The following is a 21,829-nucleotide window of genomic DNA, read 5'->3' as shown; positions in this document are numbered from 1 at the left end:
TACATTGTAATTGCATGTATTTGTAAATTGACTAGATCTCCATATTTAAGATTAAAAATGTTCGTTCATTTGAACAACATTTTCCTTTTACCTCACTTGAGGATAAGAATACTACAATGGCAAATTATATGTTCATACTATATGAGGCGAAATTATGATGTTCGGAAAAAAATTTACCTCTCATATCCCAAAAATTGAGAAAAAATCTAGCTCTAAATTAACAGGTTTGGACAACCTATCGTCTATATTCAAAAGTAACTCAAATGAGACTAAATCAAAGACTGTTCTTGAAGAATTTCATGAAGAAGATCATAAAATAGTGTCTCAAATTGATTTACCTCCTACATCCACTATTAAATCAGTTCAATTAATTCAAGAGGTTCAAAAACTCAATGATAGAACTATCATTCCTTTTGTAGATTATAATGAAGGAAAATTATTTTATCCAATTCTATCAAAAATTGGAGAAGTTCAAGATAATATTGAATATCTAGATAATTTAGTTGCAGATGGTATTTTAGAAAAAAAAATTTATGAAAAACTAATTGTTTGTCCAATACATTCTGATACATTCTCTTCTAGTATGCGTCTTTATTGTCCAAAATGTCATTCTATGGGTGTAGAAAAATTAAATCTTTTTGAGCATAAAAAATGCGGTTACATTACTGAGAGCTCAAATTTTGATTTTACAAATCAGGAAGAATCTTTTTGTCCTTCTTGCAAAAAACCAATCAAAAACTTTGAAAAAGAAATACGTGTTCCCGCAATGTGGTATCAATGTGAAGATTGTTCTGAAAAATTTGATAACGCTGTAATTAAATTACATTGCAGAAAACACGAACATGATTTTGATACTAATTCTGGGCAATTTGTTACTACATATTGCTACAAGCTTAAAAATTCTGAAATCTCAATTAATTCTGATACAAATCAAATTAAAGATGAGTTATTGAAACTACTAGAGGGGTTCAACTTTACTGCAAAACTTAATGTTCTCATAAAGGGAAAAAGTGGAAACGTGCATGAAATTCCAATTTATGGTAAAAGTAAAACTACGAATGAATCAATTTTGATATTTATCAAAAATCAACCTGGAGGGATTGATCAAACTGATATGAATTCAATTCTTGTTCCAAAATTAGATATTGCACCAACAAATACATTGCTAGTTACTGTATCTGGAATAAATGATGGTGTAGAAAATCTTGCAAAGCATTATGAAATTCATCTAATTTCAGAACCTGATTTCTCTAAAATTATTTCTCACGTTGAGATGTTTGTTTCGGAATGGTATTCTAAAAATGGTGGTAAATAGTGAGAAATGTCTCTTCCTTCTCACCTAAAAATAGACGTGCAGTCAGTCAAGTTATTGGCAGTGTTGCAATTTTAGGAATTGTTAGCTCTGTAGGTTCTGTTATTTTATTTAATGGGATGGATAGTATCAGTGCATTTACATATGATCTTTCATTTCATGAGCCTACAAAAAATCAAATTCATAGAGAAGGCATTGTATTTGAGCATGTACGATTTGAACCAAATACTGATGATATAATCATTAATCTGCTCAATACGGGAACTGTTGAATCTACTATCTCTACTATAACCATCGTAAAAATAGATAATCAAGAAATTATTGCCAATTGGGTTGATGTTGATAAAATAATTCAAGTTAAAGATTCCCAACAAATAATTCTAGATAATCTTGCATTAGGTACTACCTGGAATGATGTGAATTACATTGATAAAGAATACAAAATATCATTAACAACTGTAAGGGGAAATTTCTTTACTACTGTTGCAAGTCCATTTAATACATAGGTGAAAAATGAATTCAACTATTAACAAAATCTCTGAAAAAAAATCTCGATTAAGAAAAAGACGTGGAGTTGCTGATGTAATTAGTACAATGATGTTGATGGCAGTAACTATAACCGGTGCAAGTACACTCACATATTTTATGAATGATGCCTTTGTATCTGGAAATCTTGGAACAATCTCAACATTGGATTCTTCTTCTCTGAATCTATTTCTTTTAGCATATGATACTAGAGACTCAATTACATTATTGTCCTTGCCAAATATTGATAATCAATTCAATTCTTTATTATGTGGTTCTAGTTGTAGTGGAACTCCAAATAACATTCCATTAAATGGTGGAACTGAATTTATTGTCTTTCAAGTTCAGAACAATAGTTTGGATTCTATATTTCTTGATGATGTATCTTTAAACGGTGTAGTATACACATGGGACTCTTCAACATCTGGTGTTCAATTAGATGCTACTGCTCCATTAGTTAATGGCAAATATCCATCAGATGGAAAATTTTCAATTCTACCTGTTGGAAAAACTCCTATTATTCAAAATGAATCTATAGAAATTCAAAATGGCCAAATTGTAAACATTCTGGTCAAGCTTAGTGCTTTGGAATCCGATATTCCGCTAAACAAGGGAATTCGACTTCTCTTAGATGCGGGGAATGTCCAACCTATAGAGTATTTAATTGAAAGTGGTGATGCAAGATAAATTCTAAAAACATCTCATTAATGCCTCAAAATAGACGTGGAATATCCTCTGTTGTTGGTGCTTTATTTTTTACAGTGTTGATGATAGCTGGATTTTCTGTTTTGAGTCTAGCTTTAGATGCCCAAACTGATATTGTAACAACTCAGAGGATGGTGTCTGATATTGAAATTAAAAAACAACAAGAAGATTTTGGTCTTTTAGTATCTACAGACGGAAATAATATTCTAAATGTTAGTGTTGATAACAAAGGACAAAATCCTGTTGAGATTTCTAGTATTTGGATTACCAATAAGACTTTACCTACTCAACCTGCAACTAGATTTGAAATTAATTACAATGATGCATTTGTACCTTCTGGATTTAATACAAATGTTCTTTCATCACAGACACTTCAAATGATTCCTGATGTTTATGATATCAAAGTAGTATCTTCATATGGAACAATAAAAACTACTGAATTTGCTTTAGGAGTTGCTGGTTCTTCTGGACTTCGAGCAGAGTTGATAACTGATCCTCCAGATGTGGTGCTTGGTAAAAATGTCACAGTTGCAATGCTTGTTACAAATACTGGTGATGAATTAATCCGAAACGTTGAACCTGAAATGCAGGTTCCTGGTGGCAGTGCAAGTATTATGTCCTCATCGTCTCATACTCCTTCAATAGTAAATTTGAATCCAGGTGAATCTGTAATGTTTTCATGGGATTATCAAGTAAACGGAATCAGTGGTGATGATATCATATTTTCAGCTCTAGCTCGTGGTGATCTTGTTGGTATAGATGATGTGTTTAGTAACATTGCAACTGATTCAAGTCTATTGCGTAAAGCAGGTGAAGGTGGTGGAGCTGATCCTGATATTGTTAATGATGATTTACTTGCAAGACCTCAATTGTTTTTTATAATTCCCTCTTCTCAAGGAAAATCTACTGAAGCCCAAGCAACATGGGGCATCAATGTTGTAAACCCAGTAAATGCGAACATGGAAGTAAGTAAATTAATTATAACAGCTTTTGCACCAGGTGCACAAAATAATGATAAATTGTTTGATCGAGCTGGTGGCGATTGTAATTTTAACCCTATATCTCCTGTGTTGGGCGCAGATCCAAATTGGTCATGTCCTTCTGAAAACGCTTTGATGTGGCAAAGTGCCACTCCTGTAATTATTCCAGCAAATTCTACTAGGGCATTTCTTACACAAGTTGAACCTGGAAAACCTTCTGGTAGTGCATCATTGGAATCCGTAATAGTTCAGGGTTCTGTTTTTACTACTTTGGGTTCATTTGGAAAATCAGGTTACCAGTCTACAATGTCAGGAACTACTTCCCCTCTGGTTAATGTATATCTCACCGATGATACCGTTACTCCTAGAGATGACAATAATATTTTTTCAACAAGAACTGGAATAGTGCCTAATAGTGTTCAAACGTTTGATATTATTTTTGCAGATATGGACAATGATGATACGACCATAATTAATTCTGGAGCACGTTTAATCATCAATGTTCCAAAAGAGTGGACTGAAGTTACTGTGATTTCTGATGAAGGATTTGTAGGTACTCCTGTTCCTGTAGAGTTTGGAGATAAATCCCATCAAATAATTGGGATTACAAGTGGTCCGTTAGGTGATGCTTCTAATACAAATGATAGGATTACATTTAGTGCACGTGCGCCCAACATCACTGATGACAGACTTTATGTCATGTATGTCTTAGCTCAAGGCATGACTTCGTCTAACTTTTCAATTGGACCATTAAACGAAATAGTTCTTCAAGTTGATGGATAATTTTGTTCATAATCAAAAACACTTGTACAATCTTTCTGTTTGTAGTCCATTTTGAACACAAATCTCTTTAACATCTTTTTTAGATCTAAGAAATTCAGAAATGACAAAACTACAGTCAAAACAAAACAAGTTGACATCAAGAAGAGCAGTTGCTCCAGTAATTGCAACCCTTCTTTTAGTAGCAATCGCAGTAGTTGGTGGAAGTATTGTCTTTGTGTTCTCACAAGGATTCTTTAGTTCTGCTCAAATCAGCGGTTCCCCAAACATCGAATCAATCAAATTCACCGGCTATGATGCATCAGATGGTACTACTCTGTTAAATCATGATGGTACTGTATTTGCAGCAGGAAATACTGCAGGTAATGGCCTTGTTGTTGGTGAAGAATTGGCAGTTTATGTCCAAAGTAACAGTGTAGGTAAGCTTACTCTAAGTGAGGTAAGATTAGGTGGTACAGTGTACAATTACACTTCTGCTGTCCCTGCTGCTGGTGATTACCAAGTTCTTACAAGAGGACCTGGTACTATTTTGACATCCACAGCTGCTGAAATCCAACCTGGTCAACAAGTAACAGTACTTCTAACACTTGATGAAAACATCAAATCTGGAAGAGACACACAGTTCAAACTAACAACTGCCAATGGTGCAGTCTTTGTGGGAACTGTAATTGCTGGTCAACAAAGTGGATAACTCCACCCTTTTTTCCTTTTTATGAAAAAAAAAACGGAGTAAAAAATGAAAAATGGAGAAAAAAATGAACACAAAAAACCCCACAATCTTCTTTCTTGCTTTAATTATCTTAATTGGGGGAAATCTGAATTCGGCATCCGCACAAAATTTGGAAGCACTTTCTGACTATTCTATCAAATTAGCTATTGCTCCATCTCATTTAGAAAGCGGTGCTGGAGAACATAATGTTGGGTACCTTTTTGTTCTTAGCAAACATGGTGTTCCTATAACATCATCAAATGATGTTCCAATAAGTCTTAGTTCTGATGATCCAACTATTGTATCTGTTCCAAATAAAATAATTTTAAAAGCAAATGCAGAGTTTGCTTCATTTCCAATAACTACTACCGAAAAATCGGGTTCAACCACAATTACTGCAAATCTTGATGGTAAGATTACCTTTCAAAAAATTAATGTTGGAACAGATGAAACTTATTTGCCTGATAATCTAGTTTTAGAGATAAACCTTCCAACAAATAAAATGCATGTTAACTCTGTAATGCCCTTTACAGTTTTTTTAAAAACTCCTGATGGTTTTATCGTTCGCGCCCCTGAAGATATTGAAATTAAATTAGAGTATGATGAACTTTTAGCATCATCAAATTCTGAATCCTTGATAATTAGTAAAGGCAACTATTACGCATGGGGAATTTTAAATTCTCATGAAAAAGTTGGAAATACTTTCTTACGTGCAATTTATGAAGATGCAGGACTTGATGTTGCAAAAAGTATCAAAATATCATCTACATTACCGACTGGTTTAAAATTAATCATACTCCCCAAATTAATTCCTGCTGAAATCGATAGGACTTTAGATCTATTTGTTAGTGTAATTGATTCTGATGGCAATCCTACAAAAACTCCTCGTGATATTCCTCTTGATTTTTTCTCAAGTGAACAATACCCAATTGGTGAAAATCTCGATAAATTCAGTAAATCCCAAAAGCCCACGATTAAAAAAGGTGAATTTGGGTATCTTCTACAACAAAAATATAGTTTACAAAATTTATTGGCCAATGATATTTTGATTGGTGTAAGTTCTAAAGGCTATGGAACTGCGACTGATACATTTAGAACTGTTGGAGAATCTATTGAAGTAGATCATGATCAACGACTTACTGATTATAACTTTGACGCAAAAAATTATGACACTACTGTGAATGTCTTGGGTTTAGATAAAATTCCTAGTAATGCTACAGCATTTTTCATATATCAGTTATCCATGATTGAAGAAGATGAAGATGATGATGGTTTTAGATCTGATGGAACTAAAGTAGAGATTCATCCTGATTGTTTGGACATTACAGATGAAGAAAAGTCTGGTGATGATAGCTCCAAAGGAATTTCTCATAATACTGAATTAGATCCTGATGATATGATTTTGTATACTATTGACTGTCTATCAGAAGGTGATCTATACCCAATACACTCAAACGATAATCAATACAGTGATGGGTTTGTTCAAAAAATTAATGTGATTTCTAGTGATGATAATTTAGCTACTATTAGCAATGGTGGTAAAATACAAAGCTCTTCTTCTTATGGCACTGCACAAATTTCAACAGGTCAAAAAACAGGCTTTGTTAAAATCTCTGCGTCAATAAATGGTATTGGAACTGGTTCGTTCACTACTCAAGTTATTAACACATTAGAACAAAGAGAAACTCGATTATTTTCCCCCACTGGTCAGGATAACATAATTTTTGATAGAGATGGATATTTTGATATGTTCTTGGTAGCTCTTGACGCCGAAGAAAGACCCAAAGTTATGAAAGAGACTAGTAAATATTTAGTGACTCCTACTAATGGAGTAGTTGAAATTGACAAGGGCTCAACATTTGCATTTACTCAATTAAGAAGTGATTCTTTTGAAATTTCAAATGATAGAGAAGAGATAACCTTAACTGTTGAGCCTATTGGAGAAAATGCTGATTTAAATTTGGTTGGAACAAAAAAATTCATCACTCAGCCAACTTCCCAAATGAAAATTTTACTGCCAATGGAAAAAATTAATGCAAATCATAATCAAAACATTGGAGTAATTCAATTAGTTGATTTACAAGGAAATCCTGTAATTCCAAAGTTTAATGTAAAGTCTAAGATAACTTCCTCTCAAGATAATGTTGTTCAAATAATAGATGATGGTGTAATTCCATCTGGTTCATCATATACTACATTCTCCATCAAAACTACTGGAGCTATTGGTGCATCGGTAATATTTGCTAGTGCAAAAGGCGTCAATGGAACATCAATTCCTATTAACACTGCATCGTCTCAAACACAATTGAATATTTTTACTGGAGGATTGGACAGTGAAATTCCTGCAAACCAGCCCGTTGAATTTAGATTGTTTGTTGATGATGAAAACGCCGATTCTATTTCAGGTGCATCTATTCAAATAATCACCAACGAAGAAGAGGCGTTGGTATCTCCAAATGTTGTTAGAACAAGTTCTGATGGAAGTGCTATTGTTAGCTTAACTGCCTTTAAAGGTCCAAACATCTCATTTGAAATTATTGCTACTGCTGAAGGCTATGCAGAAGGTAAAGATACTTTTACTGTTAATGTTGATGCTCCTGATCGAACCTTTGCCGCAATTGATTTAGAATTACCTGATTGGATAATCTACATTATAATTGGTGGTATATTGATGGTAGGTGTAATTGTGTTTATGTTCTTAAAGAAATCAAAAACAAACTTGGAAGAAGAATGGGAAGAAGAAGAGGAACTATGATTTTTTACTTGTTTGTTCTTTTTTTATCTCTACAAACCCCGCAGAGATAATTTTTCTTAAATTCTATTATTTTCTTTTCAAATGATTTTGACTCATAGAACTTCTTTGAGCATTTCATGCCTCCTGGAACTTTCTTTTTACAATTTGCACAATGTAACTCCAATTCAAAATTGACACTTTTCTCATTTTTCCCAATTTTGCCAATTATCACAAATAATACTAGACATTTTGTTATAAAAAATGGTCCAAAAACAAAACTCATGAATATTATACTGAAAACCTGTAATGGAAAGTGATGTTATCGATTTGGTTTCGTGTAATTCGTGTTCGTTTTCTACTTGCCTCAATAATTGCTGTATCTGTAGGATTGGCACTTAATTGGTGGCAACACTCCACAATTGATTATTTTACTGCCGTTTTAACATTTGCAGGAGTTATGGCCCTACATGCAAGTGTTGATCTATTAAATGACTTTTGGGATTTTAAACGAGGTATTGATACTAAAACCCCTAAAACGAAAATGAGTGGGGGCACAGGTGTGTTACCTGAAGGTTTACTCCAACCATCATCTGTTTACAGAGCGGGAATTGCATTTTTAATAATTGGAACCATTATTGGAGGTTATTTTGTAGTGACAGATGGAATTACTATTGCCATAATTTTGGGATTTGCAATACTGTCTATTTACTTTTATTCTACTAAGATTGTTGATTCTGGATTAGGTGAGTTTTTTGTTGCAGTTAAAGGATCTATGATTGTTATTGGCACATACTTTATTCAATCTGGACAAATAACTATAGAATCTACACTTGCAGGAGTTCTTGTAGGTGCACTATCGTCTCTTGTATTGTTTATTGCATCGTTTCCAGATCATGACGCTGATAAATCTAAAGGACGAAAAACTTTAGTTATTTGTGTTGGAAAGAAAAAAGCCATAAATTTTTTCTGGATATTCCCCTTGGTCTCTTATGCAGTAGTAGTAATCGGTGTTCTTGCAGAACTGTTTCCATTAACGTCTTTTATTGTCTTTCTAAGTCTACCCTTAATGATAAAATCTGGATTGGGATTGAAAAAAAATTATGACTCTGTTGATAAACTTGTACCATTTATGTCATTGACATTGATGTATAGTAGGATCACTGGACTTCTGTTTGTTGTTAGTTTTTTGATTAGAATTTAAACTCTAAATTGAATATTTGTTTTCATAAAAAGACGAGATAGAAATTAGATATTATTATAATAAACCATCTTCAAGATGTTCATTAAACAAAATTTTATTTATCTCCTATAATACATGCGAATTTGTACATTACAAAATGTATGTGAAAATTGATAGTATTTTGTGCTCGGAAAACGAGCTTTAACATAAATTTAGTAAAAATTTAGAATATTCATGATTTCCGGGTATGCAACTGCTGAGGGAACTAAAAGATTTGCTCAAAATTCAGACGTAAACCCTGCAAATTTTAAAGAATTTCAACACCTCACATTATCTAATGTTGGAATTGGAACATATCTTGGTGATGTCGATTCAAAGACTGATCAATTGGTCACAAATGCTGTAAAACAATCAATTCAATCTGGAATAAACGTAATTGACACTGCAATTAATTATCGATCTCAAAAGGCGGAGCGTTCTGTTGGAAAAGCAATATCTGAACTAGTTCAGGAGAAAAAGATCTCTCGTGATCAGATATTTGTTAGCACAAAAAATGGATATGTTACAAATGATGCTGATGTAAATTTGGGTTTTTGGGAATATGTTAAAGAAGAGTATTCTCAAAAGGGTGTAATCAAAGAAGGGGATGTGACCTCTGGATACCATTGTATGACTCCTACATATCTTTCAGATCAACTTGATAGAAGTTTAAAAAATTTAGATTTAGAATGTGTTGACTTGATGTACCTGCATAATGCTGTTGAAGGACAGATGAAAGATTCTTCTAAAGATAAATTCACTGACAATCTAAAAAATGCTTTTGAATTGTATGAGCAAAAACGTGATGAAGGAAAAATTAAATTTTATGGAATGGCCACATGGGAATGTTTTCGTGTATCTAATGATAATTCCCAATATTTGTCCCTAGAAGATACAATCAACCTGGCAAAAAAAATTGGTGGTGATGATCATGGTTTTAGATTTATTCAGTTGCCATACAATATGCATTATGACCAAGCATTGCTTGCAAAAAACCAAATACTTAATTCCAAATTTGTCTCTATTTTAGAATCTGCTTCTTCCTTAGGTGTTGGTGTTTTTACGAGTGTACCATTCATGCAAGGTAGACTGTTGGCCCCTGGTGTAATGCCTGAGTTTAGTGAATTAAAACCATCACTTCGGGCTTTACAGTTTATTCGTTCCACTCCAGGAGTTATTGCTCCTCTAGTTGGGCAGAAATCTCCAGAACATATATCTGAAAATCTTGAGATTCTAAAAATTCCTCCACTATCAGAGTATGAATTCCTGGCATTAGTCAAGAAACTTACGTCGTAAATTCTAAATCAAAATTAAATAGAAGGATAATTAATGGGCCTACAGTAGGAATTAAAGTATGTCTGCTAAGATTTATGATTATACAAAAATTTGTGATTCTATAAAATCCCTTGACCCAAAAATTCGTTTTGCAGGTGTGATAAATGAGAGAGGACGTTTGGTTGCAGGAGGAATGAAGGAAAATGTTGAGCCTCTAGAGAGTGAAAAAGATGATGAAATGATCTTCATGGAATTGGCCCTACGTGTTAAAATGAGAAAAGAATTTGACAGGCAACTTGGTCCTGTTAATTTTGCAATGGCTTCTCGTGAGAGGGCATTAGCTATTAGTTTTCTAATTAATGAAGACATTCTGTATGTTGTATCTGAACCAGATGCAGATTATGGAGTCCTTCCAAAAAAAATTTTGTCAATAATTCATGCATAATTTTCTATTTCCAGTTTTGGGACTTTTCGGTGATCCTTAATTACTAAAAAACAGTCTTATGATTGAATGGAAAACTATAATAAAATAGGTTACAGCGAAATTGATTTTGAATATTTGGCAATGGCTGAATTAACCAAAGAAATTGGTTCAATAGTAGAGAATTCCATAAATCAATGTAGAGATGAATTAAACTCTCAAGAAATAGAACATATTGTCAAAATGACTAGTGATGTTATTGGTTCATTAAAGAGACAATCTGTAAAACTTACTGTATGACTTGTAGATTTCTATTATGACTGTCATACCTTATTTACAAAATTCAATACCAAACAGTTACTGAAAATATTCATCTAAACTAGTGGTTGGCGTGAGAGATGATGTCAAAATTATGATGTTTGTAAGATGAAGATTCAACATTGTCTATGATAAATGGTGAAAAATTTCAAATAATTGACATTAAATTTTAATTTAAAAAAATTCATTCATTTTATTAAGGCTAAAATCAATTTTTTGTCTTAATCTATAAATAGAATTCACATAAGGAAAATTTGTGCCAGTAGATCCAGTATGTGGAATTGAATTAGATGAAGATTTAGCTCTACTGCATGAACATGATGGAAAAAAATTCTATTTTTGTTGTAATGGATGCAGACGAATTTTTATTAAAAAACCTAGAAAATACAAAAATGCTTCCTAAACTGGAAAGGCCCCACACATTCTACAAAATCTTGAATTCTCAATTTTATGTTTGCAATAAGGGCATGTTTTTTCTGCCTTGTTATCAGCTGGAGAGCCAAATATTTTTTTAAAAATTTCATAATAATACATTGATTCTCTGCTTCTAATCACCACACCATCATTTTTCTCAACTGTTAACTTCTTTTCCACATAGATTTCTTCTCCGATAACTGAGTTGAATAGATTAGTAAGTCCTGAGGTTCCTGAACCATCTTGCATGGGTGATTTTTCTCTCCATGCAATTTGTACTGGAATATATTTTTCAAAACTCTTTCTCAAAATTAGTTTTCCATGTCTTTTTCCATTACCTTCTCCTACTTTCATATTTGCAGGGATCTTCTTAGCTAACTCTATTACTCTATCATTTAGAAAAGGCGATTCAATTTCTATTCCTAACTTTTCTCCAATTTTTTGTGTAGGAAAATGCATGACTGAACATACACGTTTTATCTCATCTTCTAGTTCCTCAATGGGTTTGTTTATTAGAAAATTATAACCAGCAAATAATTCGTCTGCCCCATCTCCTGTAATAATGGATTCTTCACCATTCTCTTTTGCCCATTTTATTGCCAGATACATTACTACATTATTTCTAATTTCAATATCGTTGAAGTTTTTTAAAATTTTAATTGTATCCTCAATTGCTTCTAAAATAACAGATGTTTTTACATTGTAAATTGATAGTGGGATATTCATCTCCTTTGAAATCATTTGACAATATGTAAGATCTGTTGAAACAAAATCTTCTGCTATTACGGCAATCGCTCTAGGGTTTCTTTGTTTTAAAAAATATGCTATAATCGAACTATCTAATCCTCCAGATAATGAAATTAAATTTGATTTACATGAATTGCATGATTCTTTTAAAACATTGTAAATTTTCTGAGAAATATCTTCCACTATCATCTACTGCCTGTTTGAAATTAAAATAGCTATGCCTAATGATTTATTGTAATGCGGTAATAGTATTGCAAACTTTAAATTCTTAATACCGTTCTTGAGAATCAATGTTACTACCAGCTGAGATAGAATCCAAAACACTCATTCCTGCTTTACGTGCAATTCTTGCAAAAAAACTTGCTGAAGATCATAACATTAGAGAAGATGAAATTTCAAAAATGCTTGGTGTGACTCAAGCAGCAATTAGTAATTACATTAGAGGAACTCGTGGTGATCCTTCCTTGATTTCAAAATTATTGGCAGAAAAACAAGTGGCAATTATGATTGATGAGCTTAGTGATAGTTTATCATCTGATATGGCATACACTCCATCTAGCCTTTCAAAATTTATCGGTCTTTGTAATTATATTAAATCAAGTCTGTTAATCTGTGAGATACATCATAATTTAGAATCAAACATTGACGAACAAGTTTGCAAAGAATGTGAAAACATGCTTTTAAAGGGTCCTGGAAGCGTCTACTAGTTTTTAGTTAAAATAATCTCTACAGTTGAAGTCATATTTCCAATGCCTGGTGCTGATTCTGTATCTAGAGTAATTTTTTGAACTTTTGAATTTCCATTTAACATTTTTTCTGTAATGATATTTGCAACTGCTACTGCATTTGGTATTGAATTCCCTTTTGCACGTAGAATTACCTTGCTCTTATTTCCGAGAATTGACAATACATCTACAGCTGATAACATGACAGGATCATTTCCAATATTGATGATGGTATCCTCAGACTTTTTGGTCTGCTCTTGACCATACGGTTCACTTATCTCGTCCATGAGCATTATTCAACAATCAGCAATTTTTTGTTCTTTTAAGTTTTATCGACCATTGATTCATTTATCAAAATAGTCTATTGGAATGTTCTGATAATCTCCATTTGGAAGAACTCTTCTAATGGTAATTGGAATTACTCTTTGTTCTAATTCTTCCATTGAAATATCTAATGAAATTCTTGCCGTTTTTGGAATTGGAATAAATGGTGGTGCTCCTAATGATAATTGCAATGCTCTTGCACCCATTATTCTTGCTTTTTCAAATCTTGTTAATGTTGGAGGTCCAATTGTAATTTTTCCTTTCTCACAAGGAATTTCTACAGGATCATGTTCTTCAATTTTTTCAACTACGTCTCTTTCTTCGATCTCTTTGATTCGTTTCTCTAATTTCTCTTGTTCTTTTTCAGTTAATGGCTCGATACCATCATTTTTTTCTATTAGTTTTCGATATGTGTCTAGTGCTTTGTTTAACCCTGCGTTGACTTCTGGTTCTTCATCTGTGGTATCAGTTGATTCTAGTATTTCAGATTCTTGAGGTTCAATTAATTCAGCTTCTTCGACATCAGACAAGTACCGAAATTTTCTTAAAACGTTATATAATCTAATCATTTTAAAGTACGAATTGAGTACATCTTCAGTCTCCAGAAAACAACTGATTTTAGAAATTAGAGGCAAAGCAAAAATCCAATGTGATCTTAAACGACATTTATCTCCAAGAACCGTTGGAACAATAATGAGATCCTTGCCATTGGAAGGACATGCTCATCATCTTGGAAAAAGTATTGTGTATTTTGAAACAACTATTGATTCAGGAATTGAAAGAGCCAGATCTGAATTTAAGAAAGGGGATATAGCATTTTTGCCTTCTACTGGAAGTATATGCTTTTTTACAAATGATGTTGTTTCAGGAAAAACTATGACTCCAATTGGAAAACTAGGTGATAAAATTATGATGTTAAATGATGTAAAAGCAGGTGATGTTTTTTCTATCTATGAAGAAACTGGTTGATACAAATGATGTCCTGAATATCCGCCAACTTTTTTTACTGTTCCCTTTTTTGCAGCTTCTCTAAGAAATGCATTTGCTGCAGAAATTTTAACTCCAATTTGTCTTGCCAAATCTTGAACTGTAACCACTTTTGAGTTTTGAATAATCTTCATTGCCTGTTGTTCATTTACAATAACTGTGATCTCTGCTTTTTTAGGACCACTTTCTCCTTTCTCCTTTTTACTTTTCTTTGTCTCTTTGCCTGCAGTTTTATCTTTATTTGCAGCAGTTGGTTTTTTTGCTCCACCCATAATTTGTGACTAAAATAATCCTCTTATAAACGATGTACCGTTTCATTAATTCAGTTAATAGAAAAATTTTCAAATGTGATGATTTTCAAATATAAATAACATCTTGATTAATTGATTTTATGGGAATTATATCAAAAGGAGCAAAATGCAATGTTGAGGGATGTGATAATGATGGAGCTCGTTCACTTAATACTACTAAAGTAGAAAATGCTGGATTGAGGGTAAACTCTGTTGGGAAAAAAACTGTTTTATGCAAAGAGCATTACAAAGAATGGAAAAAAGAGTCTAAAGATGATAGAGATCTAGAACGTGCTAGATTTGACAAGTTTTAATTTCTTTTTTTATTCTTTTTTTTGTTTGCAGGATTTTTAGAATAATCTTCACTTAGTTTTTCATATAATTTTCCTAATTTTTTATACAGTCTTTTTGGTTTTCTGGCCTTTTGATTACTAAGAACATACAGCGCCAAAATGGGAAATGCAATTGTTGCATCTGCATATACTGTTATCATTCCATGATGTGCATCTTGTACCTTTCCCCAACTCTTACCTTCTTGTAATGTTGCACCTGATAATCCCCCAGTGTCTGGTCGTGCATCAGTAATTTGAATAACATAATCTTGACCTCCATCATTTCTTCTTAAAATTTGGTCTAATAATGGTCCTGTTTGCTGTGCTGTATTCTTTGGTACTCCGCCACCTAATTCCAAAATACCTGATTTCTTTGAATCATAAAGAATTGCAGCTTGCTCTATGATCTCTCTTACAAAATCTAGATTGTATACCTTGTTTCTTAATCTATGTACTGCTAAATTAAGGGCCAATGATGAATCTTTAATTGTTGAAATATACACTGGAACATCATAATCATATGCCGTTGTTATGAAACTCTTTTCTGGATACTTTGAGTTTTCTTTACTAATTTTTCCCATTAAATTACAAAATTCTGCAGTAGTAAATGGTTTATCTGGGAAATTATCTCCAAACATTTTTTGAATTACTTGATCTTGTGCTTCTAATGTTTCATAAAATTTAATGTAAACATCTCTAATTCTTACAATTTCATTTTCGTATAATTTCATATCATCCACATCAAAACTTCCTTGTTTTACTGGTAACCCCCATGCGAAATGATCTTCATGGTATACATTTGCTCCAGTAGTAATTATCCAATCAACAAATCCTCTCTCAATTAATGTCTTGATTATTCCGCCAAATCCCACTGGTGTCATTGCTCCTGATACGGTTAGACAAATTGTTGCATCCTCTTGTATCATTTTTGCATAAAGTTTTGCAGCTTCACCAAGCTGTCTGCCATTAAACCCAGAACTAGCAAAAACATTTACCAGATCTTCTATTGTCATTTTTGGATGTAGTTTGATATGAGGAATATCCTTGCCATGAAATTTGTGTGGGTCCATTTTTAAAAATTAAATATCTTGGTAAATAATACTTGCGTAAGAAAAATTGATCTGTGTTATTAAATCATGAATTTTTATACAAATACTACTTAATTATGAATAATCTTAAGGTTCTTTTATGAAGATTATTGATCTGTATGATCCTGCTAGGGTCAATAGAATTCCTGATGAAATTCACGTTTTGTTTTCATCAGGTAATTTTCTTCAAGATGGTTTTACTATTTCTAAAGTTGAATTAAGATTATACAATGAAAGAGAAGATGAGAAATTGGGAACTTTTTGCCTAATCACTTCTTTTGTAGAAACTGACAAGGGGTCAATTGAAATGATATATGATGAAGGATTTCGTGGCAATGATCCACTTTTACGTGCATCTGAATTTCTTAAATCCAATTTAGGCATATCTGGTTTAATTTTACGCTCGGTAATTTCTTTACGTGAAAAATTGACATAGGCTAGAGTTGTAATGTTTGAAAAATAACAAACTAGTTGTTTTATTATATTTTCTTTTAATAATAACAATGAGCACAAATCAAATTTGTAAACCTGAGCAACTCTATGAAAACGAAATGCATAAACTAAACAGTGAACTTCAGGTAGCCTTACTAAAATGGAAAGTTCAGTCTATGAAGAAGCCTGGTTTTGAATTTTAGAAATTTTAACAGATATTGAATACTATGACCTTTTAGGATTTTTATATTATTGTGGTTTTTCTGACCTTTTAATGTTAAAATTTCTTTTTACGATAAAGAAAAACATCAATTGGAAATCCAACATACATACCAACTTTTTACTATAATGAAACGCATATTTTCAGCCGAAGCGGGGGATTTCTATTTTTACTGGTTGCCTATAAACTCGCTAACATCTACAAAAACCACGTACAAAACACTATGTTTTGATCTTAAATATTTCATCATTTCTCAAAACACTTAATTCAATTAGGTTTTCTGTTTGAAATTATGCGAATACTGCAACTTCATTGTGATTCCATTGAATACACTCCTACAAAAAAGGAGATAAAATCTGCAGAGGAAATTGAAGATCCTAAGACTACTCTTTTGCAGGAAATTGTGGTTGCTTTTGTGGCAATTGAGGATGGTGATGATTCATCTGTGGCTCTAAATGCTATTTCTCAGATTAAAAAATCAATGGAAAAAATTGGGTGTAGAAAATTGTTATTATACCCATATGCTCATCTTAGTTCTAATCTTGCAAAACCATCCGTTGCTATTTCACTACTCAAAGAAATGGAGGGTAATGCATCAGAACTTGAAGTCTCTCATTCGCCATTTGGTTGGACAAAGTCGTACAAAATTCAAGTAAAGGGTCACCCATTAGCTGAAAGCTCCAAAGTTGTCACAAAAGACTCTTCAGTATCTGGAGACAAAGAAATTACATCTGATGCTCTAAAGGGTGAATCAAAAATTCGTTCTTATTGGAAGATAATGACTCCTGATGGAAATATGATAAACATTGGTGATTTTGATTTTTCAAAAAATAAAAAATTGGAGATTTTGGCAAAATATGAATCTGCAAAAATTCGAAAAGTCGATGAGCCACCTCCACATGTTGCACTAATGAAAAAAATGGCAATAGCTGATTATGAGCCAGCTTCTGATTCGGGAAATATGAGATTTTATCCCAATGGACGTTTGATAAAATCCTTAATTGAAAGATATGTTACTGATAGGGTAAAAGAATATGGTGGATGTGAAGTTGAGACTCCAATCATGTATGACTCTGAGCATCCAAGTATGGTGAGTTACTTTAATCGATTTCCAGCACGACAATACAATATTGATTCAGAAGGAAAAAAATTATTCCTAAGATTTGCTGCCTGTTTTGGGCAGTTCTTGATGGCTAATCATCATCAATTGTCTTACAAAAATTTACCATACAAATTATACGAGCTTACTCGTTATAGTTTCAGACGAGAGCAATCCGGTGAACTAGTTGGCTTAAGGAGACTAAGAGCATTTACTATGCCTGATTGCCATGCATTTTGCAAAGATTTACCGCAAGCAGTTGACGAGATAAAAATTCGATTTGATCTTTCTCAAAGTGTTTTACATGAGCTTGGAATTGAAGACTCTGATTATGAGATGGCAATTAGATTCACTGAAGATTTTTACAATGAAAACAAATCCTCCATTGAAGAATTAGTAAAAAAACATGGTAGACCGGTTCTTGTTGAAATGTGGAAAGAAAAGTTCTTTTATTTTGTTTTAAAATGGGAATTTAATTTTATAGATAATCTTGGTAAGGCTTCTGCACTATCCACAGATCAAATTGACGTTGAAAACGGAGAAAGATATGAGATTGATTACATTGATGAACATAATCAATCTAAACATCCTGTAATATTGCATAATTCCCCTAGTGGTGCCATTGAAAGAATAATTTATGCTCTGTTAGAAAAGGCTGCAAAAGACTCCAAAGAAGGAAGAAAACCTCAATTTCCTTTATGGCTTGCCCCCACTCAAGTTCGTGTTATTCCTTTAAATGAAGAATTCTATTCCCACTGTGAAGAATTGTCTGAAAAAATATCTTCAAAAAATATTCGTGTAGATGTTGATGATAGAAATGAAAGTATTGGAAAAAGAATCCGTGAAGCAGAAAAAGAATGGGTACGATATATCTTGGTAATTGGTGAAAAAGAGATAAACTCTGAAAATCTAAGTATTAGAGATAGACAAATGGGAACCGTTAGGGAATTATCTTTTGATGAATTTATAAAAGAAATTAAAGTTCAAACACAGAATAAACCATACACTGGTTTGAATCTTCCAAAACATCTTTCAAAAAGACCACAACTAATGGTGTGAGAAAATGAGTTTCCTTGATTTATACATGAACAAAAATCCTTTGATTACTGCCTCAAATGAAGACTCTAAACCTGTAGCAACAATATTTGGAATTCCTTTTGATGCCACTCACTCATACAAGCCTGGATGCCGATTTGGACCTGATGCTATACGTGACTCGTTTAACAATATAGAGATTTTTCATCCTGACTTGCAAGTGGATCTTGAGGAAGTCCATATTGAAGATTTAGGCAATACTCGTCACACTGTTGTTTCATCTGAAATGGTTGATATGGTTAAAAAAATTACTACTGAACTTGTTGCAAAGCAAGTTCAATTATTCATTTTAGGTGGTGAGCACTCAATTACATATGCCACATATTCAAGTTTTCCAAAAGATACTGGGTATGTTGTCTTTGATGCCCATTATGATTTACGAGATGAATTTGCTGATAGTAAATTAAGCCATGCATCATACCTAAGAAGAATTGTAGAGGAAAGAGGTGCTGATAATATTTTACATGTTGGTGCACGTGCATTTGTTAGAGAAGAATTAGAATTTCTTAAAGAAAATAATATAAAAACAATATCTGATAAGGAAATTCGTGAAGGTAAAGGACCAGTACTTCTAACTGAGTATCTATCATCTTATGATAATGTTTATGCCAGCTATGATCTTGATGTTTTAGATCCAGCATTTGCACCCGGTGTTGGAAATCCTGAAGCAGTAGGAGTTACATCTAGAGAATTATTTGATCTAATTCGTTGTTTTAGTGAAACCAATGTCACTGGTGTTGATATAGTTGAGCTTAATCCTTATCATGATAATGGCTCAACTGCATCACTAGCTGCAAAAATAATCTCTACAATGATCGCAATGAATTTATCTAAAAATTAATTCACATTTAATATCTTGCATATTCTCTAATTAAAAATGTCAAGATAATATTGAATACGATATTGTACAATGAAAATTTTAAAAGATTTATCCATGCATAACATCATAATATCTTTTTATATTACTTTTTTCTTAATTAATTCTCAAAAATTAAATTAATTTTTAATATTTTGCCTTGCATTTGCTTCTGTTGGCTTTATTAGATAGTAATTTGGGGATATCTCGTGTTAAATAATCTCAGGGAGACATTACGTCCTACGCTTGAAAAAATTGGCAAAGGATTTGCCTCTACAGGACTTTCTCCTAATTTTTGGACTGTTGTGGGTCTTGTTATTGCATTTGTATCTGCCATAGTTTATGGATTTGGTATTGAATATGGATTAATTGTTGGAGGAATTTTGCTACTTGTTTCAGGGTTTTTTGATATGGTTGATGGACAAGTTGCTCGAATTACTGGCAAAACTTCAAACAAAGGATCCTACCTTGATTCAATGTTTGATAAGATTGCAGAAACTGCAATTTTTTTAGGAATTTTAGTTGGAGGCTATGCCGAACCATATCTTGTTTTACTTGCAATTACATTATCTTTACTTGTTAGCTATGCAAGAGCAAAATCAGATGCCTTGAATATAAAATTACAAGGAGTAGGAATTGGTGAACGAGCAGAAAGATTATTGGTGATAGCTATTATTGGCATGATTGGATTTATGGATTATGCTGTGATAATTGTTGTAATAATTGCAGCGATTACATTAATTCAAAGAATGATTGTAACTGCTAAAAATATTAAGGAATAATACTAACGTAGTTTTCCGCGCTTTCTTCTGCTATCTGCAGATCTGATTTTTAATATTTTAAAGTGAATTGCACATGAGATGCAATACCATTTCAAAACTGTTGGGGATGCAATATATGCTCCTTGAGCTCTTAATTCTTTTGCCAAAGTATGTTCTACTAGATTTAATCTAGATGTGACTTTTTTTGCTTTATCCTTTGGAACTGTTTGTCCGCAGTTTGTACATTGTACTACCCCTGAGGAACCCTTTCCACCTTTTGTTCGGCCTCTACTTGCACGCTTTAATGGCATGAACATAAACTATTTTGCCTACTTATATTCTTGCGGATAATTGATGTGATTTGTAACTTTTGTGCCTAACTTCTGGCCAAAAATCCCTCATGTTTTAATTATAGATCGAATTAAATTAATTGATATTTGATGCGAGGCCTTTGCCATAATTGCTTCACTTCTGGAATTGAAGTAATGATTTCAAAAGGACAGGTTCTATGCAAAGATTGTTTTGACAAGATTAATGCAAAAAACTAAATCCACTAAATTTTGAATTAGAGAAATGAAATTAGCTCTTTTTTCTCATTGCGCAATTGATACTATAACAATCAATAATCAAAATTATGAACAAATTGGAGGAGCCGCATGTTATTGTGGAATTACTGCTCGAGAATTCAAATTTGATGTTGAATTATTTACAAAATTTGGTCCTGATTTTCCAAAGCAGTATTTGACAGATTACAAAATCAATTTTCAAAATGCTGAATCAGAGAAAAAAACAACAAAATTTAGAATTACTATAGATGGTTCTGATAGAACACTAAATCTTGAAAATCAATGTGATCTGATTGAATATGATCAAATAAATGCAGACTGTCACCTTGTGAGTCCAATTTTTCATGAGATCTCTGATGATGTATTTTCAAAAATTAAAAACGATTCAAAATTCTTACTTGTTGATCCACAGGGCTTTTTGAGACAAATTGATTCTAAGAATAATGTAATATTGCAAAAAACAAATCTTGATCTGTCTGGTGTAAATGCCATAAAAATAAATCCTGAAGAAGGTAAACAAATTGTTGATGGCACTCATGATGAAATGATGTTAGCATTACAAAAAAAAGGAATCGATTATGTACTCTTAACTGATAAAATCAATGTGTCTCTTTTGGTAAAAAACAAAATTTATTCAATAACCCTTCCAAACAAACAAGTCCGTGATACTACTGGAATTGGAGATATTTTCTGTTCTGCCTTTTGCTGCACAATGATTAAGGAAAATGATTTTTTATGGGCCTTGTGTTTTGCAGGTGGTGCAGCCCAAGCAGCTCTTGAATCACAAAATATAGGATTACAAAAGATTCCACGTAAAGGTACAATTGAAACTAATGCCTCATATTTCTATAATTTATTGAAATTCCGAGACCTATGACACATTATTCTTTTATTGTACTGATTAGTTTGTAACTT

General features: G+C 32.6%; 27 protein-coding genes. 20 read left to right on the top strand and 7 right to left on the bottom strand.

The window, feature by feature from the left end; genetic code table 11:
• Positions 1-157: 157 nt before the first annotated feature.
• From K5790_RS03565 to K5790_RS03540, 6 genes are all read left to right on the top strand, one after another.
• Positions 158-1,315: a hypothetical protein gene (locus tag K5790_RS03565; RefSeq protein WP_297592454.1), complete on the top strand. Its 1,158-nt coding sequence runs from the start codon at positions 158-160 to the stop codon at positions 1,313-1,315.
• Positions 1,315-1,818, top strand: a complete 504-nt coding sequence (locus K5790_RS03560) for a hypothetical protein (protein ID WP_297592453.1) — start codon at positions 1,315-1,317, stop codon at positions 1,816-1,818. Before K5790_RS03565 ends, K5790_RS03560 begins: the two co-directional genes overlap by 1 nt.
• A 7-nt stretch (positions 1,819-1,825) precedes the next feature.
• Complete coding sequence (locus K5790_RS03555; protein WP_297592452.1) at positions 1,826-2,524, top strand: hypothetical protein; 699 nt, start codon at positions 1,826-1,828, stop codon at positions 2,522-2,524.
• A gap of 20 nt (positions 2,525-2,544) precedes the next feature.
• Entirely contained in the window at positions 2,545-4,305 is a 1,761-nt protein-coding gene (locus K5790_RS03550) for a hypothetical protein (RefSeq protein WP_297592451.1), read from the top strand.
• A gap of 100 nt (positions 4,306-4,405) precedes the next feature.
• Positions 4,406-4,993 carry an archaellin/type IV pilin N-terminal domain-containing protein gene (locus tag K5790_RS03545; protein WP_297592450.1) on the top strand — a complete coding sequence of 196 codons (588 nt, stop codon included), beginning with the start codon at positions 4,406-4,408 and terminating at the stop codon, positions 4,991-4,993.
• A 64-nt stretch (positions 4,994-5,057) separates the two neighbouring features.
• Positions 5,058-7,766 carry a hypothetical protein gene (locus tag K5790_RS03540; protein WP_297592449.1) on the top strand — a complete coding sequence of 903 codons (2,709 nt, stop codon included), beginning with the start codon at positions 5,058-5,060 and terminating at the stop codon, positions 7,764-7,766.
• Positions 7,767-7,770: 4 nt separating this feature from the next.
• Here K5790_RS03540 and K5790_RS03535 read toward each other — a convergent pair whose 3' ends face one another.
• Entirely contained in the window at positions 7,771-8,028 is a 258-nt protein-coding gene (locus K5790_RS03535) for a hypothetical protein (protein WP_297592448.1), read from the bottom strand.
• A gap of 33 nt (positions 8,029-8,061) precedes the next feature.
• Between K5790_RS03535 and K5790_RS03530 the strand changes: the two genes are divergently transcribed.
• The 5 genes from K5790_RS03530 to K5790_RS03510 all read left to right on the top strand — a co-directional run bounded on the left by K5790_RS03530 (position 8,062) and on the right by K5790_RS03510 (position 11,381).
• Entirely contained in the window at positions 8,062-8,946 is an 885-nt protein-coding gene (locus K5790_RS03530) for a prenyltransferase (protein ID WP_297592446.1), read from the top strand.
• Between the two features lie 213 nt (positions 8,947-9,159).
• On the top strand, positions 9,160-10,260 hold the full coding sequence (locus K5790_RS03525) for an aldo/keto reductase (RefSeq protein ID WP_297592444.1): 1,101 nt from the start codon (positions 9,160-9,162) through the stop codon (positions 10,258-10,260).
• Positions 10,261-10,318: 58 nt separating this feature from the next.
• Positions 10,319-10,684, top strand: coding sequence for a DUF6659 family protein (locus tag K5790_RS03520; protein ID WP_297592442.1), 366 nt, complete (start codon positions 10,319-10,321; stop codon positions 10,682-10,684).
• A gap of 66 nt (positions 10,685-10,750) precedes the next feature.
• Positions 10,751-10,960 carry a hypothetical protein gene (locus K5790_RS03515; protein WP_297592440.1) on the top strand — a complete coding sequence of 70 codons (210 nt, stop codon included), beginning with the start codon at positions 10,751-10,753 and terminating at the stop codon, positions 10,958-10,960.
• A 274-nt stretch (positions 10,961-11,234) separates the two neighbouring features.
• Complete coding sequence (locus tag K5790_RS03510; RefSeq protein WP_297592438.1) at positions 11,235-11,381, top strand: YHS domain-containing protein; 147 nt, start codon at positions 11,235-11,237, stop codon at positions 11,379-11,381.
• Here the strand turns inward: K5790_RS03510 and K5790_RS03505 are convergent.
• Positions 11,378-12,328, bottom strand: a complete 951-nt coding sequence (locus tag K5790_RS03505; RefSeq protein WP_297592436.1) for an asparagine synthase-related protein — start codon at positions 12,326-12,328, stop codon at positions 11,378-11,380. The two genes, K5790_RS03510 and K5790_RS03505, sit on opposite strands and share 4 nt — an antisense overlap.
• Positions 12,329-12,429: 101 nt before the next feature.
• On the opposite strand from K5790_RS03505, the gene K5790_RS03500 reads away from it, so the two are divergent.
• Positions 12,430-12,846 carry a helix-turn-helix domain-containing protein gene (locus K5790_RS03500; protein ID WP_297592434.1) on the top strand — a complete coding sequence of 139 codons (417 nt, stop codon included), beginning with the start codon at positions 12,430-12,432 and terminating at the stop codon, positions 12,844-12,846.
• Here K5790_RS03500 and K5790_RS03495 read toward each other — a convergent pair.
• Entirely contained in the window at positions 12,843-13,157 is a 315-nt protein-coding gene (locus K5790_RS03495) for a DNA-binding protein (RefSeq protein WP_297592432.1), read from the bottom strand. The two genes, K5790_RS03500 and K5790_RS03495, sit on opposite strands and share 4 nt — an antisense overlap.
• A gap of 51 nt (positions 13,158-13,208) precedes the next feature.
• Positions 13,209-13,718, bottom strand: a complete 510-nt coding sequence (locus K5790_RS03490; protein WP_297592430.1) for a DNA-directed RNA polymerase subunit K — start codon at positions 13,716-13,718, stop codon at positions 13,209-13,211.
• Between the two features lie 52 nt (positions 13,719-13,770).
• On the opposite strand from K5790_RS03490, the gene K5790_RS03485 reads away from it, so the two are divergent.
• Complete coding sequence (locus tag K5790_RS03485; RefSeq protein WP_297592427.1) at positions 13,771-14,157, top strand: cyclophilin-like fold protein; 387 nt, start codon at positions 13,771-13,773, stop codon at positions 14,155-14,157.
• Here K5790_RS03485 and K5790_RS03480 read toward each other — a convergent pair.
• On the bottom strand, positions 14,139-14,447 hold the full coding sequence (locus K5790_RS03480) for a MarR family transcriptional regulator (protein WP_297592425.1): 309 nt from the start codon (positions 14,445-14,447) through the stop codon (positions 14,139-14,141). The two genes, K5790_RS03485 and K5790_RS03480, sit on opposite strands and share 19 nt — an antisense overlap.
• 119 nt (positions 14,448-14,566) lie before the next feature.
• Between K5790_RS03480 and K5790_RS03475 the strand changes: the two genes are divergently transcribed.
• Positions 14,567-14,779 (top strand): hypothetical protein, encoded by a 213-nt coding sequence (locus K5790_RS03475; RefSeq protein ID WP_297592423.1) that lies wholly within the window; start codon positions 14,567-14,569, stop codon positions 14,777-14,779.
• Here the strand turns inward: K5790_RS03475 and speY are convergent.
• On the bottom strand, positions 14,776-15,867 hold the full coding sequence (gene speY / locus K5790_RS03470; protein WP_297592421.1) for a deoxyhypusine synthase: 1,092 nt from the start codon (positions 15,865-15,867) through the stop codon (positions 14,776-14,778). The two genes, K5790_RS03475 and speY, sit on opposite strands and share 4 nt — an antisense overlap.
• Positions 15,868-15,985: 118 nt before the next feature.
• Here speY and K5790_RS03465 point away from each other — a divergent pair, with 118 nt between their 5' ends.
• The 5 genes from K5790_RS03465 (at position 15,986) to K5790_RS03445 (ending at position 20,369) form a co-directional block, all read left to right on the top strand.
• The gene (locus K5790_RS03465; RefSeq protein ID WP_297592419.1) at positions 15,986-16,321 is read left to right on the top strand and encodes a hypothetical protein; all 336 of its coding nucleotides are present in this window, start codon (positions 15,986-15,988) and stop codon (positions 16,319-16,321) included.
• 67 nt (positions 16,322-16,388) lie between these two features.
• Positions 16,389-16,520 carry a hypothetical protein gene (locus tag K5790_RS03460; protein WP_297592417.1) on the top strand — a complete coding sequence of 44 codons (132 nt, stop codon included), beginning with the start codon at positions 16,389-16,391 and terminating at the stop codon, positions 16,518-16,520.
• A gap of 309 nt (positions 16,521-16,829) precedes the next feature.
• On the top strand, positions 16,830-18,695 hold the full coding sequence (locus K5790_RS03455) for a threonine--tRNA ligase (protein WP_297592415.1): 1,866 nt from the start codon (positions 16,830-16,832) through the stop codon (positions 18,693-18,695).
• 4 nt (positions 18,696-18,699) lie between these two features.
• Positions 18,700-19,572, top strand: coding sequence for an agmatinase (speB, locus tag K5790_RS03450; RefSeq protein WP_297592413.1), 873 nt, complete (start codon positions 18,700-18,702; stop codon positions 19,570-19,572).
• Positions 19,573-19,796: 224 nt separating this feature from the next.
• Positions 19,797-20,369 (top strand): CDP-alcohol phosphatidyltransferase family protein, encoded by a 573-nt coding sequence (locus K5790_RS03445; protein ID WP_297592411.1) that lies wholly within the window; start codon positions 19,797-19,799, stop codon positions 20,367-20,369.
• 2 nt (positions 20,370-20,371) lie between these two features.
• On the opposite strand, the gene K5790_RS03440 is transcribed toward K5790_RS03445, so the two are convergent.
• On the bottom strand, positions 20,372-20,659 hold the full coding sequence (locus K5790_RS03440; RefSeq protein ID WP_297592409.1) for a 30S ribosomal protein S26e: 288 nt from the start codon (positions 20,657-20,659) through the stop codon (positions 20,372-20,374).
• 262 nt (positions 20,660-20,921) lie between these two features.
• Here K5790_RS03440 and K5790_RS03435 point away from each other — a divergent pair, with 262 nt between their 5' ends.
• A complete protein-coding gene (locus K5790_RS03435) occupies positions 20,922-21,791 on the top strand; it encodes a PfkB family carbohydrate kinase (RefSeq protein ID WP_297592406.1) in 870 nt (289 codons plus the stop codon).
• The last annotated feature ends 38 nt before the right edge of the window (positions 21,792-21,829 follow it).

Origin of the sequence: Nitrosopumilus sp., from assembly GCF_025698945.1 — an archaeon.
Taxonomy (GTDB): domain Archaea; phylum Thermoproteota; class Nitrososphaeria; order Nitrososphaerales; family Nitrosopumilaceae; genus Nitrosopumilus.
Note: the sequence above shows the minus strand (reverse complement) of the source record. Positions and strands in the feature narration are given on the sequence as shown.

Bases quoted from the DNA above. Each gene is read 5' to 3' on its own strand.
- K5790_RS03535 (WP_297592448.1), bottom strand. From the start codon at position 8,028: ATGAGTTTTGTTTTTGGACCATTTTTTATAACAAAATGTCTAGTATTA.
- K5790_RS03515 (WP_297592440.1), top strand. From the start codon at position 10,751: ATGGAAAACTATAATAAAATAGGTTACAGCGAAATTGATTTTGAATAT.
- K5790_RS03440 (WP_297592409.1), bottom strand. From the start codon at position 20,659: ATGCCATTAAAGCGTGCAAGTAGAGGCCGAACAAAAGGTGGAAAGGGT.
- K5790_RS03550 (WP_297592451.1), top strand. From the start codon at position 2,545: ATGCCTCAAAATAGACGTGGAATATCCTCTGTTGTTGGTGCTTTATTT.
- K5790_RS03460 (WP_297592417.1), top strand. From the start codon at position 16,389: ATGAGCACAAATCAAATTTGTAAACCTGAGCAACTCTATGAAAACGAA.
- K5790_RS03500 (WP_297592434.1), top strand. From the start codon at position 12,430: ATGTTACTACCAGCTGAGATAGAATCCAAAACACTCATTCCTGCTTTA.
- K5790_RS03480 (WP_297592425.1), bottom strand. From the start codon at position 14,447: ATGGGTGGAGCAAAAAAACCAACTGCTGCAAATAAAGATAAAACTGCA.
- K5790_RS03435 (WP_297592406.1), top strand. From the start codon at position 20,922: ATGAAATTAGCTCTTTTTTCTCATTGCGCAATTGATACTATAACAATC.
- K5790_RS03465 (WP_297592419.1), top strand. From the start codon at position 15,986: ATGAAGATTATTGATCTGTATGATCCTGCTAGGGTCAATAGAATTCCT.
- K5790_RS03505 (WP_297592436.1), bottom strand. From the start codon at position 12,328: ATGATAGTGGAAGATATTTCTCAGAAAATTTACAATGTTTTAAAAGAA.
- speY (WP_297592421.1), bottom strand. From the start codon at position 15,867: ATGGACCCACACAAATTTCATGGCAAGGATATTCCTCATATCAAACTA.
- K5790_RS03495 (WP_297592432.1), bottom strand. From the start codon at position 13,157: ATGCTCATGGACGAGATAAGTGAACCGTATGGTCAAGAGCAGACCAAA.
- K5790_RS03540 (WP_297592449.1), top strand. From the start codon at position 5,058: ATGAACACAAAAAACCCCACAATCTTCTTTCTTGCTTTAATTATCTTA.
- K5790_RS03545 (WP_297592450.1), top strand. From the start codon at position 4,406: ATGACAAAACTACAGTCAAAACAAAACAAGTTGACATCAAGAAGAGCA.
- K5790_RS03525 (WP_297592444.1), top strand. From the start codon at position 9,160: ATGATTTCCGGGTATGCAACTGCTGAGGGAACTAAAAGATTTGCTCAA.
- K5790_RS03520 (WP_297592442.1), top strand. From the start codon at position 10,319: ATGTCTGCTAAGATTTATGATTATACAAAAATTTGTGATTCTATAAAA.
- K5790_RS03455 (WP_297592415.1), top strand. From the start codon at position 16,830: ATGCGAATACTGCAACTTCATTGTGATTCCATTGAATACACTCCTACA.
- K5790_RS03555 (WP_297592452.1), top strand. From the start codon at position 1,826: ATGAATTCAACTATTAACAAAATCTCTGAAAAAAAATCTCGATTAAGA.
- K5790_RS03475 (WP_297592423.1), top strand. From the start codon at position 14,567: ATGGGAATTATATCAAAAGGAGCAAAATGCAATGTTGAGGGATGTGAT.
- speB (WP_297592413.1), top strand. From the start codon at position 18,700: ATGAGTTTCCTTGATTTATACATGAACAAAAATCCTTTGATTACTGCC.
- K5790_RS03530 (WP_297592446.1), top strand. From the start codon at position 8,062: ATGTTATCGATTTGGTTTCGTGTAATTCGTGTTCGTTTTCTACTTGCC.
- K5790_RS03565 (WP_297592454.1), top strand. From the start codon at position 158: ATGTTCGGAAAAAAATTTACCTCTCATATCCCAAAAATTGAGAAAAAA.